Annotated in this window: 20 protein-coding genes and 1 riboswitch; of the genes, 5 read left to right on the top strand and 15 right to left on the bottom strand. The window is 32.9% G+C overall.

The window, feature by feature from the left end; genetic code table 11:
• Positions 1 to 80 precede the first annotated feature (80 nt).
• Positions 81 to 2,936, top strand: a complete 2,856-nt coding sequence (carB, locus tag SHI72_RS08085; RefSeq protein WP_039112228.1) for a carbamoyl-phosphate synthase large subunit — start codon at positions 81 to 83, stop codon at positions 2,934 to 2,936.
• A 71-nt stretch (positions 2,937 to 3,007) separates the two neighbouring features.
• Here carB and SHI72_RS08080 read toward each other — a convergent pair whose 3' ends face one another.
• From SHI72_RS08080 to SHI72_RS08060, 5 genes are all read right to left on the bottom strand, one after another.
• The gene (locus SHI72_RS08080; RefSeq protein WP_086894898.1) at positions 3,008 to 4,045 is read right to left on the bottom strand and encodes a T9SS type A sorting domain-containing protein; all 1,038 of its coding nucleotides are present in this window, start codon (positions 4,043 to 4,045) and stop codon (positions 3,008 to 3,010) included.
• Positions 4,046 to 4,267: 222 nt separating this feature from the next.
• On the bottom strand, positions 4,268 to 4,804 hold the full coding sequence (locus SHI72_RS08075) for a DUF4252 domain-containing protein (RefSeq protein ID WP_323489666.1): 537 nt from the start codon (positions 4,802 to 4,804) through the stop codon (positions 4,268 to 4,270).
• Between the two features lies 1 nt (position 4,805).
• Complete coding sequence (locus tag SHI72_RS08070; RefSeq protein WP_323489665.1) at positions 4,806 to 5,381, bottom strand: DUF4252 domain-containing protein; 576 nt, start codon at positions 5,379 to 5,381, stop codon at positions 4,806 to 4,808.
• Position 5,382: 1 nt separating this feature from the next.
• Positions 5,383 to 5,856, bottom strand: coding sequence for a hypothetical protein (locus SHI72_RS08065; RefSeq protein ID WP_323489664.1), 474 nt, complete (start codon positions 5,854 to 5,856; stop codon positions 5,383 to 5,385).
• Positions 5,843 to 6,352 carry an RNA polymerase sigma factor gene (locus SHI72_RS08060; RefSeq protein WP_035624389.1) on the bottom strand — a complete coding sequence of 170 codons (510 nt, stop codon included), beginning with the start codon at positions 6,350 to 6,352 and terminating at the stop codon, positions 5,843 to 5,845. The genes SHI72_RS08065 and SHI72_RS08060 overlap by 14 nt, the downstream gene beginning before the upstream one ends.
• A gap of 125 nt (positions 6,353 to 6,477) precedes the next feature.
• Between SHI72_RS08060 and SHI72_RS08055 the strand changes: the two genes are divergently transcribed.
• Positions 6,478 to 7,926, top strand: coding sequence for a S41 family peptidase (locus SHI72_RS08055; RefSeq protein WP_323489663.1), 1,449 nt, complete (start codon positions 6,478 to 6,480; stop codon positions 7,924 to 7,926).
• Positions 7,927 to 7,997: 71 nt separating this feature from the next.
• Here SHI72_RS08055 and SHI72_RS08050 read toward each other — a convergent pair whose 3' ends face one another.
• The 7 genes from SHI72_RS08050 to SHI72_RS08020 form a co-directional block, all read right to left on the bottom strand.
• Positions 7,998 to 9,068, bottom strand: a complete 1,071-nt coding sequence (locus SHI72_RS08050) for a YncE family protein (RefSeq protein ID WP_323489662.1) — start codon at positions 9,066 to 9,068, stop codon at positions 7,998 to 8,000.
• Between the two features lie 4 nt (positions 9,069 to 9,072).
• Positions 9,073 to 10,935, bottom strand: coding sequence for a TonB-dependent receptor plug domain-containing protein (locus tag SHI72_RS08045; protein ID WP_323489661.1), 1,863 nt, complete (start codon positions 10,933 to 10,935; stop codon positions 9,073 to 9,075).
• 27 nt (positions 10,936 to 10,962) lie between these two features.
• Positions 10,963 to 11,198: riboswitch (cobalamin riboswitch) on the bottom strand.
• 78 nt (positions 11,199 to 11,276) lie between these two features.
• On the bottom strand, positions 11,277 to 11,813 hold the full coding sequence (gene cobC, locus SHI72_RS08040) for an alpha-ribazole phosphatase (protein WP_323489660.1): 537 nt from the start codon (positions 11,811 to 11,813) through the stop codon (positions 11,277 to 11,279).
• Positions 11,798 to 12,595, bottom strand: a complete 798-nt coding sequence (locus SHI72_RS08035) for an adenosylcobinamide-GDP ribazoletransferase (protein ID WP_323489659.1) — start codon at positions 12,593 to 12,595, stop codon at positions 11,798 to 11,800. The genes cobC and SHI72_RS08035 overlap by 16 nt, the downstream gene beginning before the upstream one ends.
• Positions 12,596 to 12,640: 45 nt before the next feature.
• Entirely contained in the window at positions 12,641 to 14,320 is a 1,680-nt protein-coding gene (gene cobT, locus SHI72_RS08030; protein WP_323489658.1) for a nicotinate-nucleotide--dimethylbenzimidazole phosphoribosyltransferase, read from the bottom strand.
• Positions 14,321 to 14,389: 69 nt separating this feature from the next.
• A complete protein-coding gene (gene cobU, locus SHI72_RS08025) occupies positions 14,390 to 14,899 on the bottom strand; it encodes a bifunctional adenosylcobinamide kinase/adenosylcobinamide-phosphate guanylyltransferase (protein WP_039112216.1) in 510 nt (169 codons plus the stop codon).
• A gap of 182 nt (positions 14,900 to 15,081) precedes the next feature.
• Entirely contained in the window at positions 15,082 to 15,444 is a 363-nt protein-coding gene (locus tag SHI72_RS08020) for a DUF5522 domain-containing protein (RefSeq protein ID WP_323489657.1), read from the bottom strand.
• Between the two features lie 175 nt (positions 15,445 to 15,619).
• Between SHI72_RS08020 and SHI72_RS08015 the strand changes: the two genes are divergently transcribed.
• From SHI72_RS08015 to SHI72_RS08005, 3 genes are all read left to right on the top strand, one after another.
• Positions 15,620 to 16,762 (top strand): ABC transporter substrate-binding protein, encoded by a 1,143-nt coding sequence (locus SHI72_RS08015; RefSeq protein ID WP_323489656.1) that lies wholly within the window; start codon positions 15,620 to 15,622, stop codon positions 16,760 to 16,762.
• Between the two features lie 6 nt (positions 16,763 to 16,768).
• Positions 16,769 to 17,797, top strand: a complete 1,029-nt coding sequence (locus SHI72_RS08010; RefSeq protein ID WP_323489655.1) for an iron ABC transporter permease — start codon at positions 16,769 to 16,771, stop codon at positions 17,795 to 17,797.
• A gap of 240 nt (positions 17,798 to 18,037) precedes the next feature.
• Positions 18,038 to 18,814, top strand: coding sequence for an ABC transporter ATP-binding protein (locus SHI72_RS08005; RefSeq protein WP_323489654.1), 777 nt, complete (start codon positions 18,038 to 18,040; stop codon positions 18,812 to 18,814).
• 269 nt (positions 18,815 to 19,083) lie between these two features.
• On the opposite strand, the gene SHI72_RS08000 is transcribed toward SHI72_RS08005, so the two are convergent.
• From SHI72_RS08000 to SHI72_RS07990, 3 genes are all read right to left on the bottom strand, one after another.
• Positions 19,084 to 19,539, bottom strand: coding sequence for a tRNA (cytidine(34)-2'-O)-methyltransferase (locus SHI72_RS08000; RefSeq protein WP_323489653.1), 456 nt, complete (start codon positions 19,537 to 19,539; stop codon positions 19,084 to 19,086).
• A 71-nt stretch (positions 19,540 to 19,610) separates the two neighbouring features.
• Positions 19,611 to 20,186, bottom strand: a complete 576-nt coding sequence (locus SHI72_RS07995) for a pseudouridine synthase (protein WP_323489652.1) — start codon at positions 20,184 to 20,186, stop codon at positions 19,611 to 19,613.
• 57 nt (positions 20,187 to 20,243) lie between these two features.
• Positions 20,244 to 20,450 (bottom strand): hypothetical protein, encoded by a 207-nt coding sequence (locus tag SHI72_RS07990; protein WP_323489651.1) that lies wholly within the window; start codon positions 20,448 to 20,450, stop codon positions 20,244 to 20,246.
• Positions 20,451 to 20,774: the final 324 nt, after the last annotated feature.

Raw genomic sequence — 20,774 nt, 5'->3', positions numbered from 1 at the left:
TAAAAAATGAGTAATGTTTTAATTTCTAATGCAGTAGGATTAAACATTAAAAGAAAATATAACTACACAATACAATTAAAATGCCAAAAGACACATCAATAAAATCAGTTTTAATAATAGGTTCGGGGCCTATTGTTATTGGTCAAGCTTGCGAATTTGATTATGCAGGATCACAATCAGCACGTTCTATTCGTGAAGAAGGAATTGAAGTTATCTTGATAAACTCAAATCCAGCGACTATTATGACCGACCCATCAATGGCGGATCATGTATATTTAAAACCACTAACTACAAAATCGATTATTGAAATTCTGAAAGCACATCCACAAATTGATGCTGTTTTGCCTACAATGGGAGGACAAACTGCATTAAATTTATGTTTGGAAGCTGATGAAAAGGGAATTTGGGCTGATTTTGGAGTAAAATTAATTGGTGTTGATGTGAACGCCATTAATATTACTGAAGATAGAGAGCAGTTTAAACAACTTCTTGAAAAAATTAATGTACCAACTGCACCTGCAAAAACGGCTACTTCGTACTTAGAAGGAAAAGAAATTGCACAGGAATTTGGTTTCCCACTTGTAATTCGTCCTTCATTTACACTTGGAGGAACTGGAGCTGCGATTGTTTATAAAAAAGAAGATTTTGATGAGCTTTTAACAAGAGGTCTTGAAGCTTCGCCAATACATGAGGTTTTAATTGATAAAGCTTTAATGGGTTGGAAAGAATATGAGTTGGAACTTTTAAGAGATAAGAATGATAATGTTGTAATTATTTGTTCTATCGAAAATATGGATCCAATGGGAATTCATACTGGAGATTCGATTACAGTTGCACCAGCAATGACTTTATCGGATACAACATTCCAAAAATTACGTGATTACGCTATATTAATGATGCGTAGTATCGGAAACTTTGCAGGAGGTTGTAATGTACAATTTGCGGTTTCGCCAGACGAAAAAGAAGATATCGTTGCGATTGAAATCAACCCTCGTGTATCTCGTTCATCTGCATTGGCATCGAAAGCAACTGGTTATCCAATTGCAAAAATTGCTTCTAAACTAGCTTTAGGATACAATCTTGATGAATTGCAAAACCAAATTACAAAATCGACTTCGGCTCTTTTTGAACCGACTTTAGATTATGTGATTGTAAAAATACCTCGTTGGAACTTTGATAAATTTGAAGGTGCTGACAGAACTCTTGGTCTTCAGATGAAATCTGTAGGTGAGGTTATGGGTATCGGACGTTCATTTCAAGAAGCTTTACATAAAGCAACACAATCATTAGAAATTAAACGTAATGGTTTAGGTGCTGATGGAAAAGGATATAAAAATTACGAACAAATTATCGAGAAACTAACTTTTGCAAGTTGGGATCGTGTTTTTGTAATTTATGATGCAATTGCAATGGGAATTCCGTTGAGCCGTATTCATGAAATTACTAAAATAGATATGTGGTTCTTGAAACAATATGAAGAACTTTATACTCTGGAGAAAGAAATTTCAAACTATAAAGTAGCTACTTTGCCAAAAGAACTTTTGCTTGAAGCGAAACAAAAAGGTTTTGCCGACAGACAAATTGCTCACATGATGAATTGTCTGGAAAGTGAAGTGCATACTTTGCGTATGGATAAGAACATTAACCGTGTGTTTAAATTAGTAGATACTTGTGCTGCCGAATTTAAGGCGAAAACTCCTTATTACTATTCAACTTTTGAAGCTGAAATAGAAAAAGCAAATGGGGAACGTTATGTAGATAACGAAAGTATTGTTACCGATAAAAAGAAAATAATAGTTTTAGGTTCTGGACCAAACCGAATTGGACAAGGAATTGAATTTGATTATTCTTGTGTTCACGGGGTACTTGCAGCTAAAGAGTGTGGTTACGAAACTATCATGATTAACTGTAATCCAGAAACTGTTTCGACAGATTTTGATACTGCTGATAAATTGTATTTTGAGCCAGTTTTCTGGGAGCATATCTACGATATCATTCAGCATGAAAAACCAGAGGGTGTAATTGTACAGTTAGGTGGTCAGACAGCATTAAAACTAGCAGATAAATTATCTAAATACGGTGTAAAAATTATAGGAACAAGTTTTGATGCCTTAGATTTAGCTGAAGATAGAGGACGTTTCTCTGAGTTATTAACTGAATTGCATATTCCTTTCCCTCAATTTGGAATCGCTGAAACTGCGGATGAAGCTTCTGCTCTTGCAGATACTCTAGATTTTCCATTATTGATTCGTCCTTCTTATGTATTAGGTGGTCAGGGAATGAAAATTGTAATCAACAAGAAAGAACTTGAAGAGCACGTTATTAATTTATTGAAAACAATTCCTGGGAATAAATTACTTCTGGATCATTACTTAGCTGGAGCAATCGAAGCTGAAGCGGATGCAATTTGTGATGCTGATGGAAATGTTTATATCATAGGAATAATGGAGCACATCGAGCCTTGTGGAGTTCACTCGGGAGATAGTAATGCGACATTACCTCCTTTTAACTTGGGAGAGTTTGTAATGCAACAAATAAAAGATCATACTATAAAAATTGCGAGAGCTCTTAAAACAGTTGGTTTAATAAATATACAGTTTGCGATAAAAGACGATACAGTTTACATTATCGAAGCTAATCCTAGAGCATCGAGAACAGTACCATTTATAGCAAAAGCTTATGGAGAACCTTATGTAAACTACGCTACAAAAGTAATGTTGGGGCATAATAAAGTGACTGACTTTAAATTCAACCCACAATTAAAAGGATTTGCAATTAAACAACCTGTATTCTCTTTTAGTAAATTCCATAATGTAAACAAAGCATTAGGACCAGAGATGAAATCGACAGGTGAAAGTATCTTGTTTATCGATGACTTAAAAGACGATCAGTTCTACGAATTGTACTCAAGAAGAAAAATGTATTTGAGTAAATAATCTCAAATCCCGATATAAAAAAAGCCTCAAAATCTAAATTTTGAGGCTTTTTTATTTGATAGAGAAATTACTTATTTTACAATTATCTTTTTAGATGTATTGTTAACTTTTAAAATATAATTTCCTGAAGTTAAATTTGATAAAATGATTTTATTGTCTTTGCTGTCAGATGCTTTGAAGTTTTGAACTTCTCTACCTGTCATGTCAAATAATTGAATCGTTTTTAAATCAACTTTACTGTTTTCGATAACTAAATAATCTGTTGCAGGATTAGGATAAACTACAAAGTTATCTGTTGTATTGTTAACGTCTTTTAATCCTAACATTGGGTCAGTAATTTTAATTACTTTTTTGGCACTTGTGCTAACGTAAAGTGCTCCATTGTAAAAAGCCATTTGTCCTGCGCTGTCACCAAGATTAAGTCTTGTATATTGAGTTTGGTCTCCATTTGAGCCCCCTGCAGGGAAACGAAAAATTCTACCTAGCGTACCTGTTGAAATGTATAAATCTCCATTTGGTGTGTAAAGAAGGTTAGATGGATTCATCATTCCTGAAATAAGTGTGCTTACAGTACCTGCAGGGGTTATTTTTTTTATTTCGCCTTCAACTTTATCTGCAACAATTAAATTGCTCGATTTATCAAATACCATCCCATTTGGTTGAGTAAGACCTGTAGCAAAAGTGGTAACTATTCCATTAATGTCTATTTTTTTGATGCTTCCGGAAATAGCTTCTGAGTAATATACATTGCCAGATGCATCGATTGCTATCCCGTAAGGGTCATTTAAAGCTGGGTAAGAAGTTGCTACCCCGGTTGGTGTTACTTTTTTGATTTCGTCAATGGAGCCTGATCCAGCAATCCAAAGATTACCATTGGGGTCAAAAGCTATTTGTTGTGGTGTTCCGTTTAGAGAACTAATAAAAGGAGTTTTTATAAGGCTTGGAGTGATTTTAGTTACATTGTATGCGCTGTAATCGGCAACATATAAGTTTCCAGCACTATCAAATGCAATTCCTGTTGGTGTATTTAATCCAGTTACATAATCACTAGGTGTTTGGGCATTAATACTAAATGTAGAGAATAAAGCAAAGAGTAAAATTTTTTTCATATATATGATTTTAATGTTTGGTCAAATATATATTATTTCGTTTTCAGTGTTGCTTTTTTTGTAAAAAATTATGTCGTTTTGTTTTTATTTCTGTTAAAAAAAAGATGAAATATCATAAATTTTATTAATACTGCTTTTGATACAGCTTTTTGAATAGAAATAATCAAATTCGGGTATAAAAAAAGCCTCAATCAAGAGGCTTTTTTGTTTTTAAAGTAAGAATTATTTAATCAGTTGTTGTAACGGTTTAAGTTGTTCCATATCTATATTAGATTCTTTAAGAACGGTCATTAATGTCATGATATTGTTTGGATTCATATTTTTTCCTAAAACACGAACTACTGCAAAACCATTTTCATTTCTGTTGGTATAAATTATGAACTCTTCAATATTCTCGTCTGTTCCTACATAGCTTACTGAAGCGCCATCTTTTCCAGAACCAAATTTCATTAATTGTTGGTATTTTGGGTTCTTTAAAATAGTATTTAGCTTAGTTCTTTCGGCTTCATATTCCGTTTGGTTTTTATCATTTCGTTTAAAAGCCAAGATGTTCATTTTGTCGAAAGAGTTTAATGCTTCGCTTTGTTCAGCAGATAGTTTTTCTTTGTTTACATTGAGAATACTTGGCGAAACATCGAGAGCAATAAAGTTTTTGTTTTCGGTATTTTCTACGAAATATTTCTGTAATGAAGGTTCAGAATTGCAACTTACTAGAAGTAATAATCCTAAAAAGGCGAAAATGTTGGTGATTCGTTTCATGTTATTTTTTTCCTTTAGATGCTTTTTTCAAATCAGAACCTCCAGGTAATTTCATTTTGTCTGTAAGTACCGAGATTTCATTTAAATCAAAATTACCAGTAAGTGATAGTAAAACTGTGTCTTCATTTTTACCTGAATCAATAAACATAAATAACTCTTTTATTTGAGTGTCGCTTGCTCCAGATTTTACATAAATTTTTACGTTTCTTCCGTTATCGTTTACTCGCATTAACTCTTCTAAACCTGCAGATTTTATGTATTTATCTGCGGTAAGTTTCATGTCGGCTTCAACTCTGGTACTTTGTGTTGTAAACACCTTTAGATTGTCTAGTTTTTTGATAAGGCTTAAGTATTGTTGTGTTTCTTTATCAGAAGCATCAACTTTTACCTTACTCATTAAATCGAACATTTTTTTGTTTACGATTACAGATGTTACATCATCCTGACCATCATATTTGTCAAAAGCTCCTTGTGCATAAAATGCATGGCTTACAAATGCGAAAACTAGTGTTATTATGAAATTTTTACTCAAGCTTCTTCTATTGTTTTTTCTGTTTTCGTGAATCGTTGAATTCATTTTATCGAGTTTTATTTTGTTTGAAAATTAAGTTTTTTGATTGTTCGTATTCTTTAATATACTGGACACTTTCTATACCAGTATTAACATTGTGTGACACCATAGCGAGGGCTTTTTGCGTTGCCGCCAAAGCTTCTTCTGGAGAGTCATAAGTTCCTAAGTCTGATTTTGCAACAACAGGAGTTGTGTTATTTGTGTTGTTGAGGTAAAAATAAGAACCTATTCCTAGTAAAAGGACAGCCGAAGCAGCAATTGATAACCACGCCACATTACGTTTCTTAGTTTGTAGTGGAATTTCTTGCGTTAAACGTTGTTCTTTTACTTGAGAGAAATAACCAAAAAGTGGTTTGTATTGCTCTAAATGCTGCGCAACATTTGGAGAAGAAAAGTAATTTTTTAATTCATTTTCTTCGGCAATAGTGCTTTCTCCCTGAAAGTATTTTTCTAGTATTATTTCTATTTTATCTGATTCCATATTGATGTGTATTAAGCATAGATTCTCTTATTTTTTTTCTAGCTCTTGAAAGCGCCACGCGAATAGCGGTTTCATTCATATTAACTATTTTGGAGATTTCGTCAAACTCATATTGTTCGACATCTCGTAACTGAATTAAAATTTGTTGCTGCTCTGGCAATTGACTCATTATTTTTTCTACCCATTCTAAACTATTATTATCTTCTACTTTTTGATCTAATCGCGGCTCTCTATCGGTGTAATTAGAATGTACAAGGGTAAGATTACTGGCTCGTTTTGATTTTAATTGATCCAGACAATAATTTTTTGTCATTGTCATGGCAAGAGCTTCAACATTATTATAAGTGTTTAATGTTTCTTTCTTACTCCATAGTTTAACTAAAATCTCTTGCGAGGCATCTTCTGCTTCTTCTGTACTTATGAGTAATCGTTTTGCCAGACGAAATACTTTGTCTTTAAAAGGATTTACTAACTGAAGGAAAACGATTTGGTTCATAAAAATTACAAATTATAGGTTCGCTTATAGTATCAAGACGAAACAGAATTATTTTTGTTACAAAAGTGTGTGAAATAAAACTAAAGATAGTATTTTTACGTTAATACTATATTGATACCTACTATATGAAGACAATATTAAGAACCGCAATATTATTATTTTTAGCAGTATTCTGCTTTCAAGCCTGTCAGGATCAAGATGATGTGGCTGCTCCTAGAAGCTTACAGGTTCAGGATTTTATCTGGAAAGGATTAAATCAATATTACTTATGGCAAGCTGATGTTCCTAATTTAGCTGATGATCGTTTTGGAAACCAAGAACAACTAAATTCTTTTTTAAGAGGGTATTCAGATCCTGAAACATTATTTAATTCTTTACGTGTTGATTCTTCAATAGACAGATTTAGTTGGATTGTAGATGATTATACTGTATTGGAACAAGAACTTCAAGGAACATCTAAAAATAATGGAATTGATTTTAAATTAAGTCCAAAATCTAAAGGTTCTAATGATTTGATTGGTTTTGTGCGTTATATTCTTCCTAACTCGGATGCTGCAAGCAAAGGAGTGAAGCGTGGAGATTTATTTTATGGTATTAATGGTACGCAAATTACTTATGATAATTATAAAACCTTGCTCGCACCTGATAGTTATACGCTAAATTTAACTGATTATGATGGAACGACATTTGTGCCAAATGGCAAATCGGTTACACTTACTAAATCAGTTTTGGATGAAAATCCAATTTTCATAAATAAAGTGATAGAGAAGAATGGTCGTAAAATAGGTTACTTAATGTATAATGGTTTTTATGGTAACTATGATGATCAATTAAATGCTGCATTTGGAGAATTAAAAGGAAAAGGTATTACAGATTTAGTTCTTGATTTGAGATATAATGGGGGAGGTTCTGTGCAAACGGCAACCCGATTAGCAAGTATGATTACTGGACAGTTTACAGATAAGGTTTTTTCTAAACAAAAATGGAATAGTAAACTCAATAAATACTTTGAAAGCGAAGACTCAGAATTACTTAATAATAATTTTGTAGATAAATTTAATGGAGTTGCTTTAAATAGTTTGAACTTGACCAAAGTATATATATTAACTTCTAAAAGTACAGCTTCGGCAAGTGAATTGGTTATTAATGGATTAAAACCATACATTGATGTAATACAAATAGGTGATGTAACTATAGGTAAAAATGTAGGTTCGGTTACTTTGTATGATTCACCTACTTTTGGTAAAACTAATCGAAATCCAAGTCATAAATATGCTATGCAGCCAATTGTTTTAAAGATTGTTAACTCAATAGGTTTTGGAGAATACACTAATGGATTAACGCCTACTTATAGCGTAATAGAAAGTATAAATTCGTTGGGAGTTTTAGGAGATGAAACGGAACCATTATTAAGTACTGCAATTTCTAAAATTACAGGAACAGGTAAAGTAATTTTGCCTAAAGATGGTAAAGAGTTTGAATACTTTACCGATTCAAAATCAATAGATGGTATTCGAAATCAAATGTATGTAGATAAAGCTCCTGAAGGACTTTTGAGAGCATTACAAGATTAGATAGAGAAATAAAAAAGGCTTTCGTTAGAAAGCCTTTTTTAATAAAGTAAAATGTAAATAAATGATTTTAATTAGTCATTGAAGTAAAATCCGTTTGGTCCTATATCAACACTAAATTCATTAGATAAAACTCCTGTTAAAGAATAAATGTAAACATCTCCAGGATCTTGATTGTTTACTGCATCTGCAACATATATTTTATTGTTCTTTACTGCAAAACCATAAAGATTAGAAGTCTTAGTTGCTTTAAATATTGGAGTGGTTGGCAAAGTTGTTATACTAGTTGCTGCAGAGTAAATATCAGATCCAATAGTATAATATAGTTTATTGTTTTCAACAGCTAAGAACCCAGGATGTGTTATACCAGGAAAATCAATTGTTGAAGAAACTGTATTGGTGCTCATGTTGACTTTTACTAATTTACCAGTTGTTTCAGGTAAAGCATAATATGGTCGTCCATTACATAAAACATATAAAGTGCCATTATCTTTTACTAATGAACTAGGAACATCTCCTACTACAAAGTTTGCTGTAACTGTATTAGTGGTAGAGTTGATAACTGATAATGAGTTTCCTTGGCCCCAACCACCTTTATGAGCTATATAAAGTTTACCTTCGGTTTCAATTATTTGTTCTGGACCTTCAACAACAGGAATTGTTGATGCAACAGTATTTGTGGCAAGATCGATTACAGCTACGTAATCATCTGAAGCGTCTCCTGGATTACCCCAGTTTGTAATATATCCTTTTCCATTTGTAAATGCAATATAGCGAGGATTGCTTATTTTTGTACTGATTGTAGCAACGCTTTTAAATGTATATCGGTTAACAACTTCAATTTTATTACCTCTATTTACAATGATGTAAGCAAAATCCCCATTAAAACCAATGCTTTGGGGTACATCTTTAATGTCTTTACCTGGATTTACTAATGAAAAAACATCTTTTTCTAGTTTAAAATCGTTTGATAAATAGGATATGGACCCATTGACTTGTTCAAAAACACCTTCTTCAATAATGAATAATCCACCTTCATAGTTTCCTCTTGGTTCTTGTGGGGTATTATCATCGTCGCTACTGCAAGAAGCAAAAAATGCAGAGCTTATGATTATAGCTAAAAATAGTTTGTTTAATTTTTTCATTTTTTTAAAAGTTAAGATTTATATATACTGTGTAATTTCTTCCAGGCATTTGTCTGCTAATAACTGGCTGATAATTTTCATTCCAAATATTTAGTATTTGAAATCCAAGTTTGTAGCTATTCTTTTTTCCTAAGTCATAATCGATTCCTAGATTACCAACGCTATAAGGTTTTACTTTGGTAGCAGGATTGTTAAAAGGAGTGCTGTAAACATCTCCATTATATAAATATTGAAAATAAGAAGAAACTTTTTTCCAATTATAAGAAACAGATCCAGTTAATTTATGATAAGGAACATATATAAGTTGTTTGTATAATAGTTCTCCTTTAATTAATTGTTGGCTTTCAGAAACGGTATAGGCATAAGTTCCGTTAAGAGTCAAATTGTGATTTTTTATTTTTGTTCTCCATTCCAAAAGTACTTCGGCCCCATAAGCTCTTACTTTGCTTGTGTTTTCTGGAGACCAAGTATCACCTCCGCCTTCAGAAGGGATCCAGCGTAATAAATCTTTAATAGAATTATAATAAGTAGTTACAGATAATGAGAAGTTTTTTGTAAAAAATTCATTACCGATTTCTCCCTGATAAGAAGTTTCAGGTTTTAAATCAGGATTACCGCTTCCTTCCCAAAATAAATCGTTGTAAGTAGGCATTCTAAAATTCTTTGAAGCGTTTAATTTGATACGGTAAAAATCAGTAAATTGATATCTTGTTCCTAAAGAAAAGAGAAAAGGATTTCCGTAATTATCTGTTAATTCCTGACGAACACTGGCTGTATAATCCCATTTGTCAGTTACAGAGTGTTGCAATAATAAACTAGCAGATCCTATTTCTCTACTTACATTGTCAATACTAGATCCATGTCCTTTATTACGATTGTAATCAATAATAGTATTCAGTTTGATTTTATCATTTACATCAAAAGCCAAATCATATTTAATAATAGAAGTTTCAACCTTTCCATAAGTGAAAAAATCTGAGGTAATATTTGGGTAATATTTATAAGATTCTCCGATATGTGCCACTCTTAATTTAGAAGTGAATCGATTAAATATATTCTCCCATTCTAAAAGATTACGGGTATTGAAATCATTGTATTTTGTTTTGGTTCCATTAGGAGAGGTCAAAGAGAAATGACGCTCTGCATCATAAAACTGACTGTATAATTTTAAGGTGTTTTTAGAGTCGATTTTATAACCAAAAGTTGTATTCATACTTGTGTTGTAGTATTCTCCGTTAAGGTTTTTTTGATCGCTTTTTCCAGGATATTTAAAATCATTTTCAGAACTGTTTCTAGAAATACTAACCTGAAGGCTATATTTTTTTGATGAAACATCAGTACGATAATTTACACTGTAAGTATCATAACTTCCTGCACTAAAAAATAAATGATTTGAAAAATTGTTTTTAAAACTCAAATCATTGTTAAGGTGAATGCTTCCACCAATAGCGCCACTGCCATACAGAATACTTCCTCCTCCGGATTTTACAGCAATAGAATTGAAATCTCTTGTTCCAATTGTATTAAAATCAGCTTGACCTAAAAACTGTGAATTAATATTTATTCCGTTCCAGATGACAGCCGTTTGTGCACCAGTAGTTCCTCTAAAGGATGGAGCAGAAGTCATACCCAGGCCATTTTCTTTAAAGTAAATAACAGTATTATAATTTAAAAGGGAAGTTAAAGAAGCCTGATTTCTATTAATAATAGAGTCATTAAGTACCTGAACCGATTGTGAGTCTGAGTATTTTTTGAGGTTAGTGTCGGAAACTATAACTTCTTTTAATTTTGTTATAGAATCATTTTGTGCCAAAAGGAATTGGCAAACTAAGAGCGAAAAACAGATGTAAAACTTTTGTAATGTCATAATTTCTAAACTCTTTTTCCCGAGAGTTCGATATTTGTTAACAAAGGCAGGTCTCCTGGCTTCGCGTCTTGTTGTTTCCCTTCCCGTCCTAAAACAGTGGTTTTGTAGTTAACAACGAGCATCCCTTACAGGACTAAGCTTACAGTTGCGGGTACAGCTCAAGATTTTCGAATGTTGATTTTGATGTTTTCAATCTTCAATTACTTGATTCCCTTTTAATGTGTCTCAAAAAATATAGCACAACCTTAATGAAAGTGCAAATATAAAGTTAAAAAAGCTTATAAATCAATTCTGTTTGATTATTTAATACTATTCATAAACAAAACAAAAGTTGATTTTATTTAGATTTCGACTTTAATTACTTGTCCAAAATCGACTTTGTTTTGGAAAGCATCTTTAAGAGGAAGAGAGTTTAAAAGACATAATATGCTTCTTATTACTCCGGCATGTGCAACAATAATTGCCTTTGACGGTTTTTTAGCAAGTATTTCGTTTTCTATAAAATGAGTGACTCTTTCATGTAAATCGATGAAAGATTCTCCGTTTGGAACTCGAATATTTACGAAATCTTCCATCCACGGATTTAAATCATTTGAAGAAATTTCATCCCAATTTTTCATTTCCCAATCACCAAAATCCATTTCCATCAAACGTTTGTCCTCTTTGTAATTTAAAATTTTGGTTTCTTGTTGGATATGTTTGGCAAGTAACACACAACGTTTTAATGGACTCGAATATAACAATGCATTTTGAGGTAATTGCTTTACAATGTTTTCAAAAATCAAATCATAAGGTTCGGCAATATTTACATCAGTTTGACCGTAGCAAATTCCTTTTTCGCAAACAGTTTCAGTATGACGAACTAAATAAATTTCCATATTGCTATAACACTTAAGTAAAAAATAACTTCGCAAACTTGTTGTGTTGCGCCCAAACAATCTCCAGTATAACCATCAATCCATTTTTGGAAATAACGTGCCAAAAAATAACGTGTTAGGAAAACTGGAATTAATACTAAAAGTAATTGATATTGAAAATAAGAAAGAACCAAGAGAGGTAATAAACCAAAAAAGAAAGAACCTAAAACTTCTTTCCAACTAAAGCTTTTTGCAATAGGTTTGCTTTTGCTTGTAGCATCTTCACGAGAGTATTCATGAGTAAATACAATACTTATTGCGGCTAAACGGCTAATAGAATGCCCAGCAATAAACAATAATAAAATAGTAATTACCGATTGCTGACTTGTAATCGTTTCTATAGTTACTAGTTCAGAAAGTAATTGGAACTTCAATAAAAATAATAATACAACACCAATGGCTCCATACGCACCAATGGCACTATCTTTCATAATGAGTAAGATTTTTTCTTTGGTCCAACCTCCGCCAAAACCGTCACAAACATCGGCAAATCCATCTTCATGAAAAGCTCCTGTAGTCAAGATACCGGCAATCATTCCTATAATTATTGCTGCGGATGCTGAAACTAAAAAGGAGGCACCATAAAATGCTAGAAAAGAAATTCCTCCAACAATCCAACCAATCAAAGGGAAATAACGGCTTGCTTTATTAAGGTAATCAGGATTATGGTCGATATTTTTAGGACAAGGAATTCTTGTGTAGAACATTAATGCAGTAAAAAATATATGGAGCTGTTTTTTCATTTAATGATTTTGTTTTTTTAAGAGAATTACTGAAACTAAAAACTTTTATTTTTTACTAATACCAGCATTCTCAAAAGTAGCCATTTCGTTTAGAAAACCAGTTGCCGATTGTAATATAGGCAACGCAACTGCACAGCCAGTTCCTTCACCTAAGCGTAAATCGAGTTGTAATACCGATTTGACTTCAAGATAATTTAACAGTTTCTGATGTCCTTGTTCGGCCGAAGAATGACAGAAAATAGCATTCTTTTTAATATCAGGATTTATTTTGTAAGCAACTAAAAAAGCTACAGTACAAATAAAACCATCTACAAGAATAAGCATATTGTTTTTATAAGCGGCTAACATTCCGCCAGCCATTTGCATGATTTCAAAACCACCAAAATAAGCGAGTTGCTGTTTTAATTCGGCTTGACCGGAATAATTTTCGATAGCTTTTTTAAGGGTTTTCTGCTTCTCAATTAATTTAGCATCATCAACTCCAGTTCCTTTCCCCACACATTCTTCTATAGAGAAACCCGTTAAAACACTCATCAAGACAGATGCTGTAGAGGTATTCCCAATACCCATTTCGCCAAAACCAATGCAATTACTTCCAGTTTTTGCAATAGAATCAACAATTTCTGAACCTTTCAAGAAACACAATTGTAATTCGGTTTCGCTCATTGCGGGAGCGTGTAAAAAGGATTGAGTTCCTTTGGCAATTTTAGCATTAATTAAATTCGCATTTGTAGGGAAATCATAATTTACACCAGCATCTACGATAGAAAGTTCAATTTTATTTTGTTTACAAAAAACATTAATTGCTGCACCGCCTTCTAGGAAATTACCAACCATTTGGCGGGTTACATCTTGCGGATAGGCACTCACACCATGATTGGCAATACCGTGGTCTGCTGCAAAAACAACAATGTTTGGTTTCATAATCTCAGGTTCCAGAGTTTGAAAAACTGTTCCAATCTGGAATGCCAGCTTTTCTAAAATACCTAAAGCTCCAATAGGCTTAGTTTTTGAATCGATTTTATGCTGTAGCGCTTCTTTAAAAGAGCTTTTAACTTCGACTTTAGGTTTATTATCAAAATCTAATTTCGGAATAAGACTCTCATTTACAGTTTTGATTTCGATACAATCAAAAGTTTCCGATTTTTGCTTCCAGTTTAATTGCTGCAACATCGGCTGATTGTTGTAGTTTGTCGCAGGTTTACCAATACAGAAATAACCAAGCGGTTCTATATTTTCAGGTAAATCAATTATTTTCTTAAACTGATAATAATTTAAAATAGAAACCCAACCCATACCATAACCTTGCTCCGTAAGTGATAACCAGATATTTTGGGCAGCACAAACCGAACTAAATTTTACAGCTTCATTACTACCAACAGTTCCTATAGTAAAATTGTTTAGCACCGAGCGGTCATAAGCAATTATCATCCCGATAGGAGCCTCTTCTATAGCTTCCAACTTCAAGGATTTATAGCGTTCTTTTTGCTCCTCGTCATCGGTTAATAACTCCGCTTTTTTATTATAATCCAAAAATAAATCTTTGATAGCTTTTTTAACTTCATCCGATTTTATGATGTAATACTTAGTTGCATCTGTTAAACCCACCGAAGGCGCCCAATGTCCAGCTTGTAAAGCATTTTGAATAACTTCATCAGGGACCTCGTCATTAGTAAAATGGCGTGTATCGCGGCGTGATTTTAATATATCATCTAAATAGCTCATGTTTTTTCTTTTTAAGAGGTTCAAAGTCGCAAAGGTTCAAAGCCCAAAGCTCACAGCCCATGGCCTCAACTATCCTTTTATTGTAACGGGAATTCCCGAAACCATAAGTACAACAGTATCGGCATTTTTAGCCAAAAACTGATTCATCCAACCTTGTAATTCTGTAAATTTTCTTCCTACGTGCGTATCAGCATGAAGTCCCATTCCGATTTCGTTAGTTACAATTATCAAAGTAGAATCTGGCTGATTGGCTATTTTTAGAAACTCAGCTTTAGCTTCTTCAAGAGATAATGCAACATCATTTTTTGTATCTACAAAAAAGTTAGTTAACCAAAGCGTTACACAATCAATCAAAGCTACTTTACCCGAAAAATCAATTTCGCTCAAATGTTTTTCCTTCTCAATATTTGTCCAGCGTTCGTCGCGTTCTTGTTGGTGACGATCAATTCGATTCTGGAAATCTTCATCCCATTTTCGAGCTGTTGCCACATACATTGGTGCATTTGTAAGTTGCAAAGCCAGTTCTTGTGCATAACCACTTTTCCCCGAACGCTCACCACCAGTAATCAAGTAAACCATCTTTTTTTAATTGTTAGTTGTTAATTGTAAATTTAAGAAGGGCGTTCCCTTCGGGCGGGCTATTCACTATATCTTTTATTTTTTAAAGAAAAAAATAAAAGGATACCGCTATTATCCCTAACGCAATTGCACCAACTATTTCTTTCGTGTTAATTGGTGAAATTCGTGTTTATTCTTTTAAATCAGTAAGGGCAATGTCGACATTTGTTTCCGCAACAGCTTCCTCTTTTCAGATGAAACCATTCCTTAAAAACATAATTTCCGTTTTCCAGATAATAATCGATTCCTTCAATAAGTGTATTGTTTTTTGGCAAAGCCGAAGCTTTATTGTCAGTTGCAATTTCGGGAGTGATTGTATTTACAAAATCATCTATTTTTACCGCACAGACATTTTTAAAACAATTCGGGCACAAACAATCCACAACATCCGAAGGTACAAAAATAGGAGGGAAGTTGTTGCACCAACATTTATTTCCGTCGGGAGAATCACCGCAATTAAATGCAGTTCCACAGCTTGAGCAGTTTTTTACTTTAAGACCATTCATACTGCAAAGATACTATTTGTTCAATTTTTTACGTTTAAAAGTAAACAAGAAATTTAGAAATTGCGCTACCTTTGTCGCTATCCAAATTGTAAAATATGAAATTGTATGATTCAAAATCAGATATGATATAGAATAACAATTCCATAATTTCTTTAAAAACAAATAGTAACTACCCATGAAGTCATCATTACATAAAGTTGTTTTTCTTTTCTCATTTTTAGTATTAATAGGATGTAAGAAAAACGAAAGTACACCAGAAATAAAATCCGAAATAGGACAAAACAGTATCGAATATGCTTCGGGACTTTCTATAAAAAAATTCACTGGATATTCAGTTGTAAAAGTTACAAATCCTTGGCCAGATGCAGGAAAGGATTATACTTATGTATTAAAAGAAAAGGATGGAGTTGTGCCAGATAGTTTAAAAAGTTATACTACAATCCAGATCCCGTTACAAACAATTGTAGTAACATCAACAACCAATATTCCGTTTTTAGAAATGCTTGATGTCGAGAATAATTTGGTAGGTTTCCCGCATACCGACTATATTTCTTCAGAGAAAACCAGAAAATTAATAGATAAAGGTTCTGTGAAAAATGTTGGTCAGAACGAAAAATTAAATATCGAACAACTTATAGAATTAGCACCAAATTTAATTGTCACTTTCGGAGTTGATAATAACAACCCGATGTTAGATAATTTACAAAAAAGCGGTTTAAAAGTACTTATCCAAGCCGATTGGATGGAGCAATCTCCACTAGGAAAAGCCGAATGGATAAAACTTTACGGTGCATTATTTGGAAAAGAAGCACAAGCCAAAGAGCTTTTTGATAAAATTGTAACCAGTTATAACGAAGCTAAGAAATTAGTAGCTTCTAAGAAAGCAACTTCAACCGTTTTATATGGCTCAATGTATATGGACCAATGGTATGTTGCCAAAGGAAATAGTTGGGTAGCACAATTTATGGCCGATGCCAAAGCCGATTATTTATGGGCAAATCTAGAAGGAACAGGAAGTCTGGGATTATCATTCGAAAAAATATTAGACAAAGCCAAAACAGCTTCAGTCTGGATTGCGACAGGTTCTTTTAAATCATTAACGGAATTAGAAAAAAGTAATCCACATTACAGCCAGTTTGATGCCTTTAAAACAAAAAATATATATACTTTCGAGAATAAATTTGGAGCAACTGGAGGAACAATTTATTATGAATTAGCTCCAAGCCGACCAGATTTAGTGTTGAAAGATTACATTAAGATATTTCATCCTGAGTTATTGCCAAGTTATGAATTTACTTTTGCATCTAAATTAAACTAAATCCAATTGGCGAATCAAAAGCGAAATACAATCTTGTTCTTTATACTCGGTTTAGCACTTTTGTTATTATTCTTTCTGGACATTAGTTTCGGGTCTATCACAATTCCTTTTAAAGAAGTTTATACCAGTTTAACAGGAGGAGAAGCAAGTAAATCGACATGGGAATATATCATAATTAATTATCGTTTGCCTAAAGCAATTACCGCAGTATTAGTTGGTGTTGGATTATCGATAAGTGGTTTGTTGATGCAAACATTATTCAGAAATCCATTGGCTGGTCCCGATGTTTTAGGATTAAGCTCCGGAGCAATATTAGCAGTCGCAATTGTGATTTTAGGAGCAGGTTTACTGCCTTCATTCTTAAATACAATTTTGCTATCAAGCTACGGGATTGTAATTGCATCAACATTAGGGAGTATTTCGGTTTTATTATTGGTTTTATTAGTATCACAACGATTACGAAATACAATGGCTATTTTAATAGTCGGACTTATGTTTGGTAGTTTTACCAGTGCCATTGTTGGGGTTTTAACCTATTTTAGTTCAGCTGAACAATTACAGAAATTCACTTTTTGGTCACTAGGAAGTCTAGGAAATCTTTCCTGGTCATCGATTATAGTTTTAGCAGTGAGTGTTAGTATTGGTTTACTTTTAAGTGCGAGTAGTATTAAACCATTAAATGCATTGTTACTTGGGGAGAATTATGCCAAAAGCATGGGACTTAATTTTAAGAGAACAAGACTTGTAATTATTTTTGCCACAAGTATTTTGGCAGGAAGTGTTACTGCTTTTGCTGGGCCAATTGCTTTTATAGGATTAGCCGTTCCGCATATAGCAAAGCTTACATTTAGAACCAGTAATCATGCTGTTTTATATTGGAGTACCCTTTTTTATGGAGGAATAATTATGTTGTTTTGCGACATCGCATCACAATTACCAGGATTAGAAGCTACATTGCCTATTAATGCGATAACATCTATAATTGGAGCGCCAGTAGTAATTTGGTTATTAGTTCGAAAGAGAAATTTTGAGTAAACGTTTTTGCAACAGCTTTGCGAACTTAAATTGCCTATAAAGGAACGCGGATGATACGGATTTACAAAAAGTAAAGCCGCGGATTAATACTGATTTAAAACAATCAAAAATAAAATCCGTTTTAATCCGTGTTTTCGCCTTAGCGAATCCGCATAATCCGCGTTCCTTTCGCAAAGAGTTAGATAGAATTAAAAAGATTTTTAAACCTTAGTTACTTTGCACCTTAGCACCTTAAAGAAAATGAAAAGCATCTTATCAACTTCAAACTTAAGTATTGGCTACAAGACCAAGAAAGCAGCTATAACTATTGCTCAAAACTTAAACCTGAATTTAGAACCTGGAAAACTTATTGCTTTAATTGGTGCAAACGGAATCGGTAAATCGACATTGTTACGAACAATAACAGGAATTCAACATCCACTATCAGGAACAGTTTTGCTAAATGATAAGAATGTACTCGACTATAAACCACTCGATTTAGCACAGAACTTAAGCATTGTTTTAACCGAAAAATTACCGCCAAGCAATCTATCCGTTTTCGAATTAGTGGCTTTAGGGCGCCAACCTTATACAAACTGGATTGGGACTTTGACGCAGTATGATATTACTAAAGTAAATGAGGCATTAGAGCTCACACAAATAAGTCATTTATCACACAAAAAACATTACGAAATAAGCGACGGGCAATTGCAAAAAGTATTAATTGCACGAGCTTTAGCACAAGACACGCCACTTATTATTCTAGATGAACCAACTACACATCTCGATTTATTGCATAAAGTAGCTTTGTTTAAGTTACTTAAGAAATTAACTCACGAAACAGGGAAATGCATTTTGTTCTCTACACATGATATTGATTTGGCAATACAATTAAGCGACGAAATGATTATTATGACACCCGAAGCTTTTATACAAGACGAACCTTGTAACTTAATTGCAACAGGAAGTTTTGCAACTTTATTCAAAGACGACCATATTACTTTTGATGCCGAAAAAGGGAAGTTTGTGATTACTTAGAATTCATGTTTTTTTCTGGAGCTAATCCTGCTATCTGCTATATCTTTTATTTTTTTAAAGGAAAAAAATAAAAGGATGCCGCTATTATCAGGGCTAGAAATCATGAGACCTATCATGCAAGGTTTTTTTCAACCTTGTAGGTGTAAATATAAATACCGTATTTAAAATAATCATTGCAATCTTTTAAGCTATAGCTAAAATAATTTAACACCTATTTGCAGGAAGGAAATCGATGTCAAATCCGATTAAACGATTAAACAAATAATCGCTTAAACCTTCAGCCCAATCTGTCTCTTAGCTTCCCCCACCACAAACGCAACCGAATTTGCAATATTAAAACTTCTTATTAGGGACGACATCGGAATCGTAAGATGATTTTCGAATTGTTCTAAAACTTCCTTGCTCAATCCTACGCTTTCTTTTCCAAAAACCAACCAATCACCATCTTGGAAATCAGTTTCGAGATATGATTTCTCGGCATGGGAACTCATAAGGAAAACACGTGATAAATCTGGAATCTGAGCTTTCCATTCCGCTACATTCTGATATTCGGTTACATCAAGATGAACCCAATAATCCAATCCGGAACGTTTTAAGTTTTTATCATTTATAACAAATCCAAAAGGATGTACTAAATGTAATCGGCTTTCTGTACCAACGCACAAGCGACCAATATTTCCAGTATTATTAGGTATTTCGGGTTCTACGAGAACTATATTCAGCATTATTTAATTTGTTTATTCGGTTAATCGTTAATTTGGGAATAATCTAATTTTGATATTGATATATTCTTTAATTAATTTTCTAATTTAAAATCGGGTACTTCTAAAACTTCTCCAGCTTTTAAGCCCTGCAAATATACATTTCCTATACGAACACGTACCAATCGTAAAGTAGGAAAACCAACAGCAGCAGTCATTTTTCGCACTTGACGAAACTTACCTTCATTTACAGTTATCGAGGCCCATGAAGTTGGTCCATGTCGTTCATCTCTGATTTTTTTTGCTCTTGGGCCAAAATCAGGAATTTCGGTAACGATGAAAGCAGAACAAGGTTTGGTTTTATATTTTCCGCCATCAAAACCAATTTCAACTCCTTTTTGTAATTCTTCGATTGCTTCAGGAGTAATAATTCCATCTACTTGAACATAGTATTCTTTGTCGACTTTTTTGCTTCTTACCTGTTCACTTACTTTTCCATCTGTAGTTAGTAAAAGCAAACCTTCTGAATCTTCATCAAGTCTGCCAATGGCCATTGTAGCTTCTGGGAAATTATGTAATTCACCCAAAAGTTTCTTCTTTCTTTTTAGCTCATATATAAACTGACTTAAATAACCGTATGGTTTAAAAAGAATAAAATGTTGATGCGACATGCTGGAATTTTTGTGCAAAGATAGTTTTGTTTCACAAGTAATTCCAATTTATAGATATTACTGCTTATTGTTTTTCATTTTATTCAGCCATAAATAAACAGACCAGATTACAGTAATACTAAATAAGAGGATTAGCGGAACATAATAGTTGCTAAAAAAATCATGAAAATAACTACCGATTAAAATATATGCCGAGGCGATACAAAGTTTTAATACTATAAATTCGGCATTAGACCAACAAGTTTTGATTTTGAAGAAGTTCATGATATGTTGTTTTAGGAATTATTAATAAAAATACAATTTTTGAAAATTACTTTTGTGTTTATTATTTTATGAATGTAAAAGGTTTGTTTTAGAAGATTTAATTTAGTGTTGTTTTTGATTGAAAAGCCTTATGATTACTGGGTTTATTGAGTAGTTTGTGTCTAAAGCTTAAAGTGTAATTCAATAAGAATTATTCGTTTAAGCGGCATAATTTTTATGGATATCTGAAATAATTAATATTTATTATGTAGTTTGGTGCTAAATATTTATAAAGGTTTAAACAATAACTTTAAAGTTTTATAATATTCGCTTAACTTTAAAGAC

It is taken from the genome of Flavobacterium sp. PL02, assembly GCF_035013205.1.
Taxonomy (GTDB): Bacteria; Bacteroidota; Bacteroidia; order Flavobacteriales; family Flavobacteriaceae; genus Flavobacterium.
Note: the sequence above shows the minus strand (reverse complement) of the source record. Positions and strands in the feature narration are given on the sequence as shown.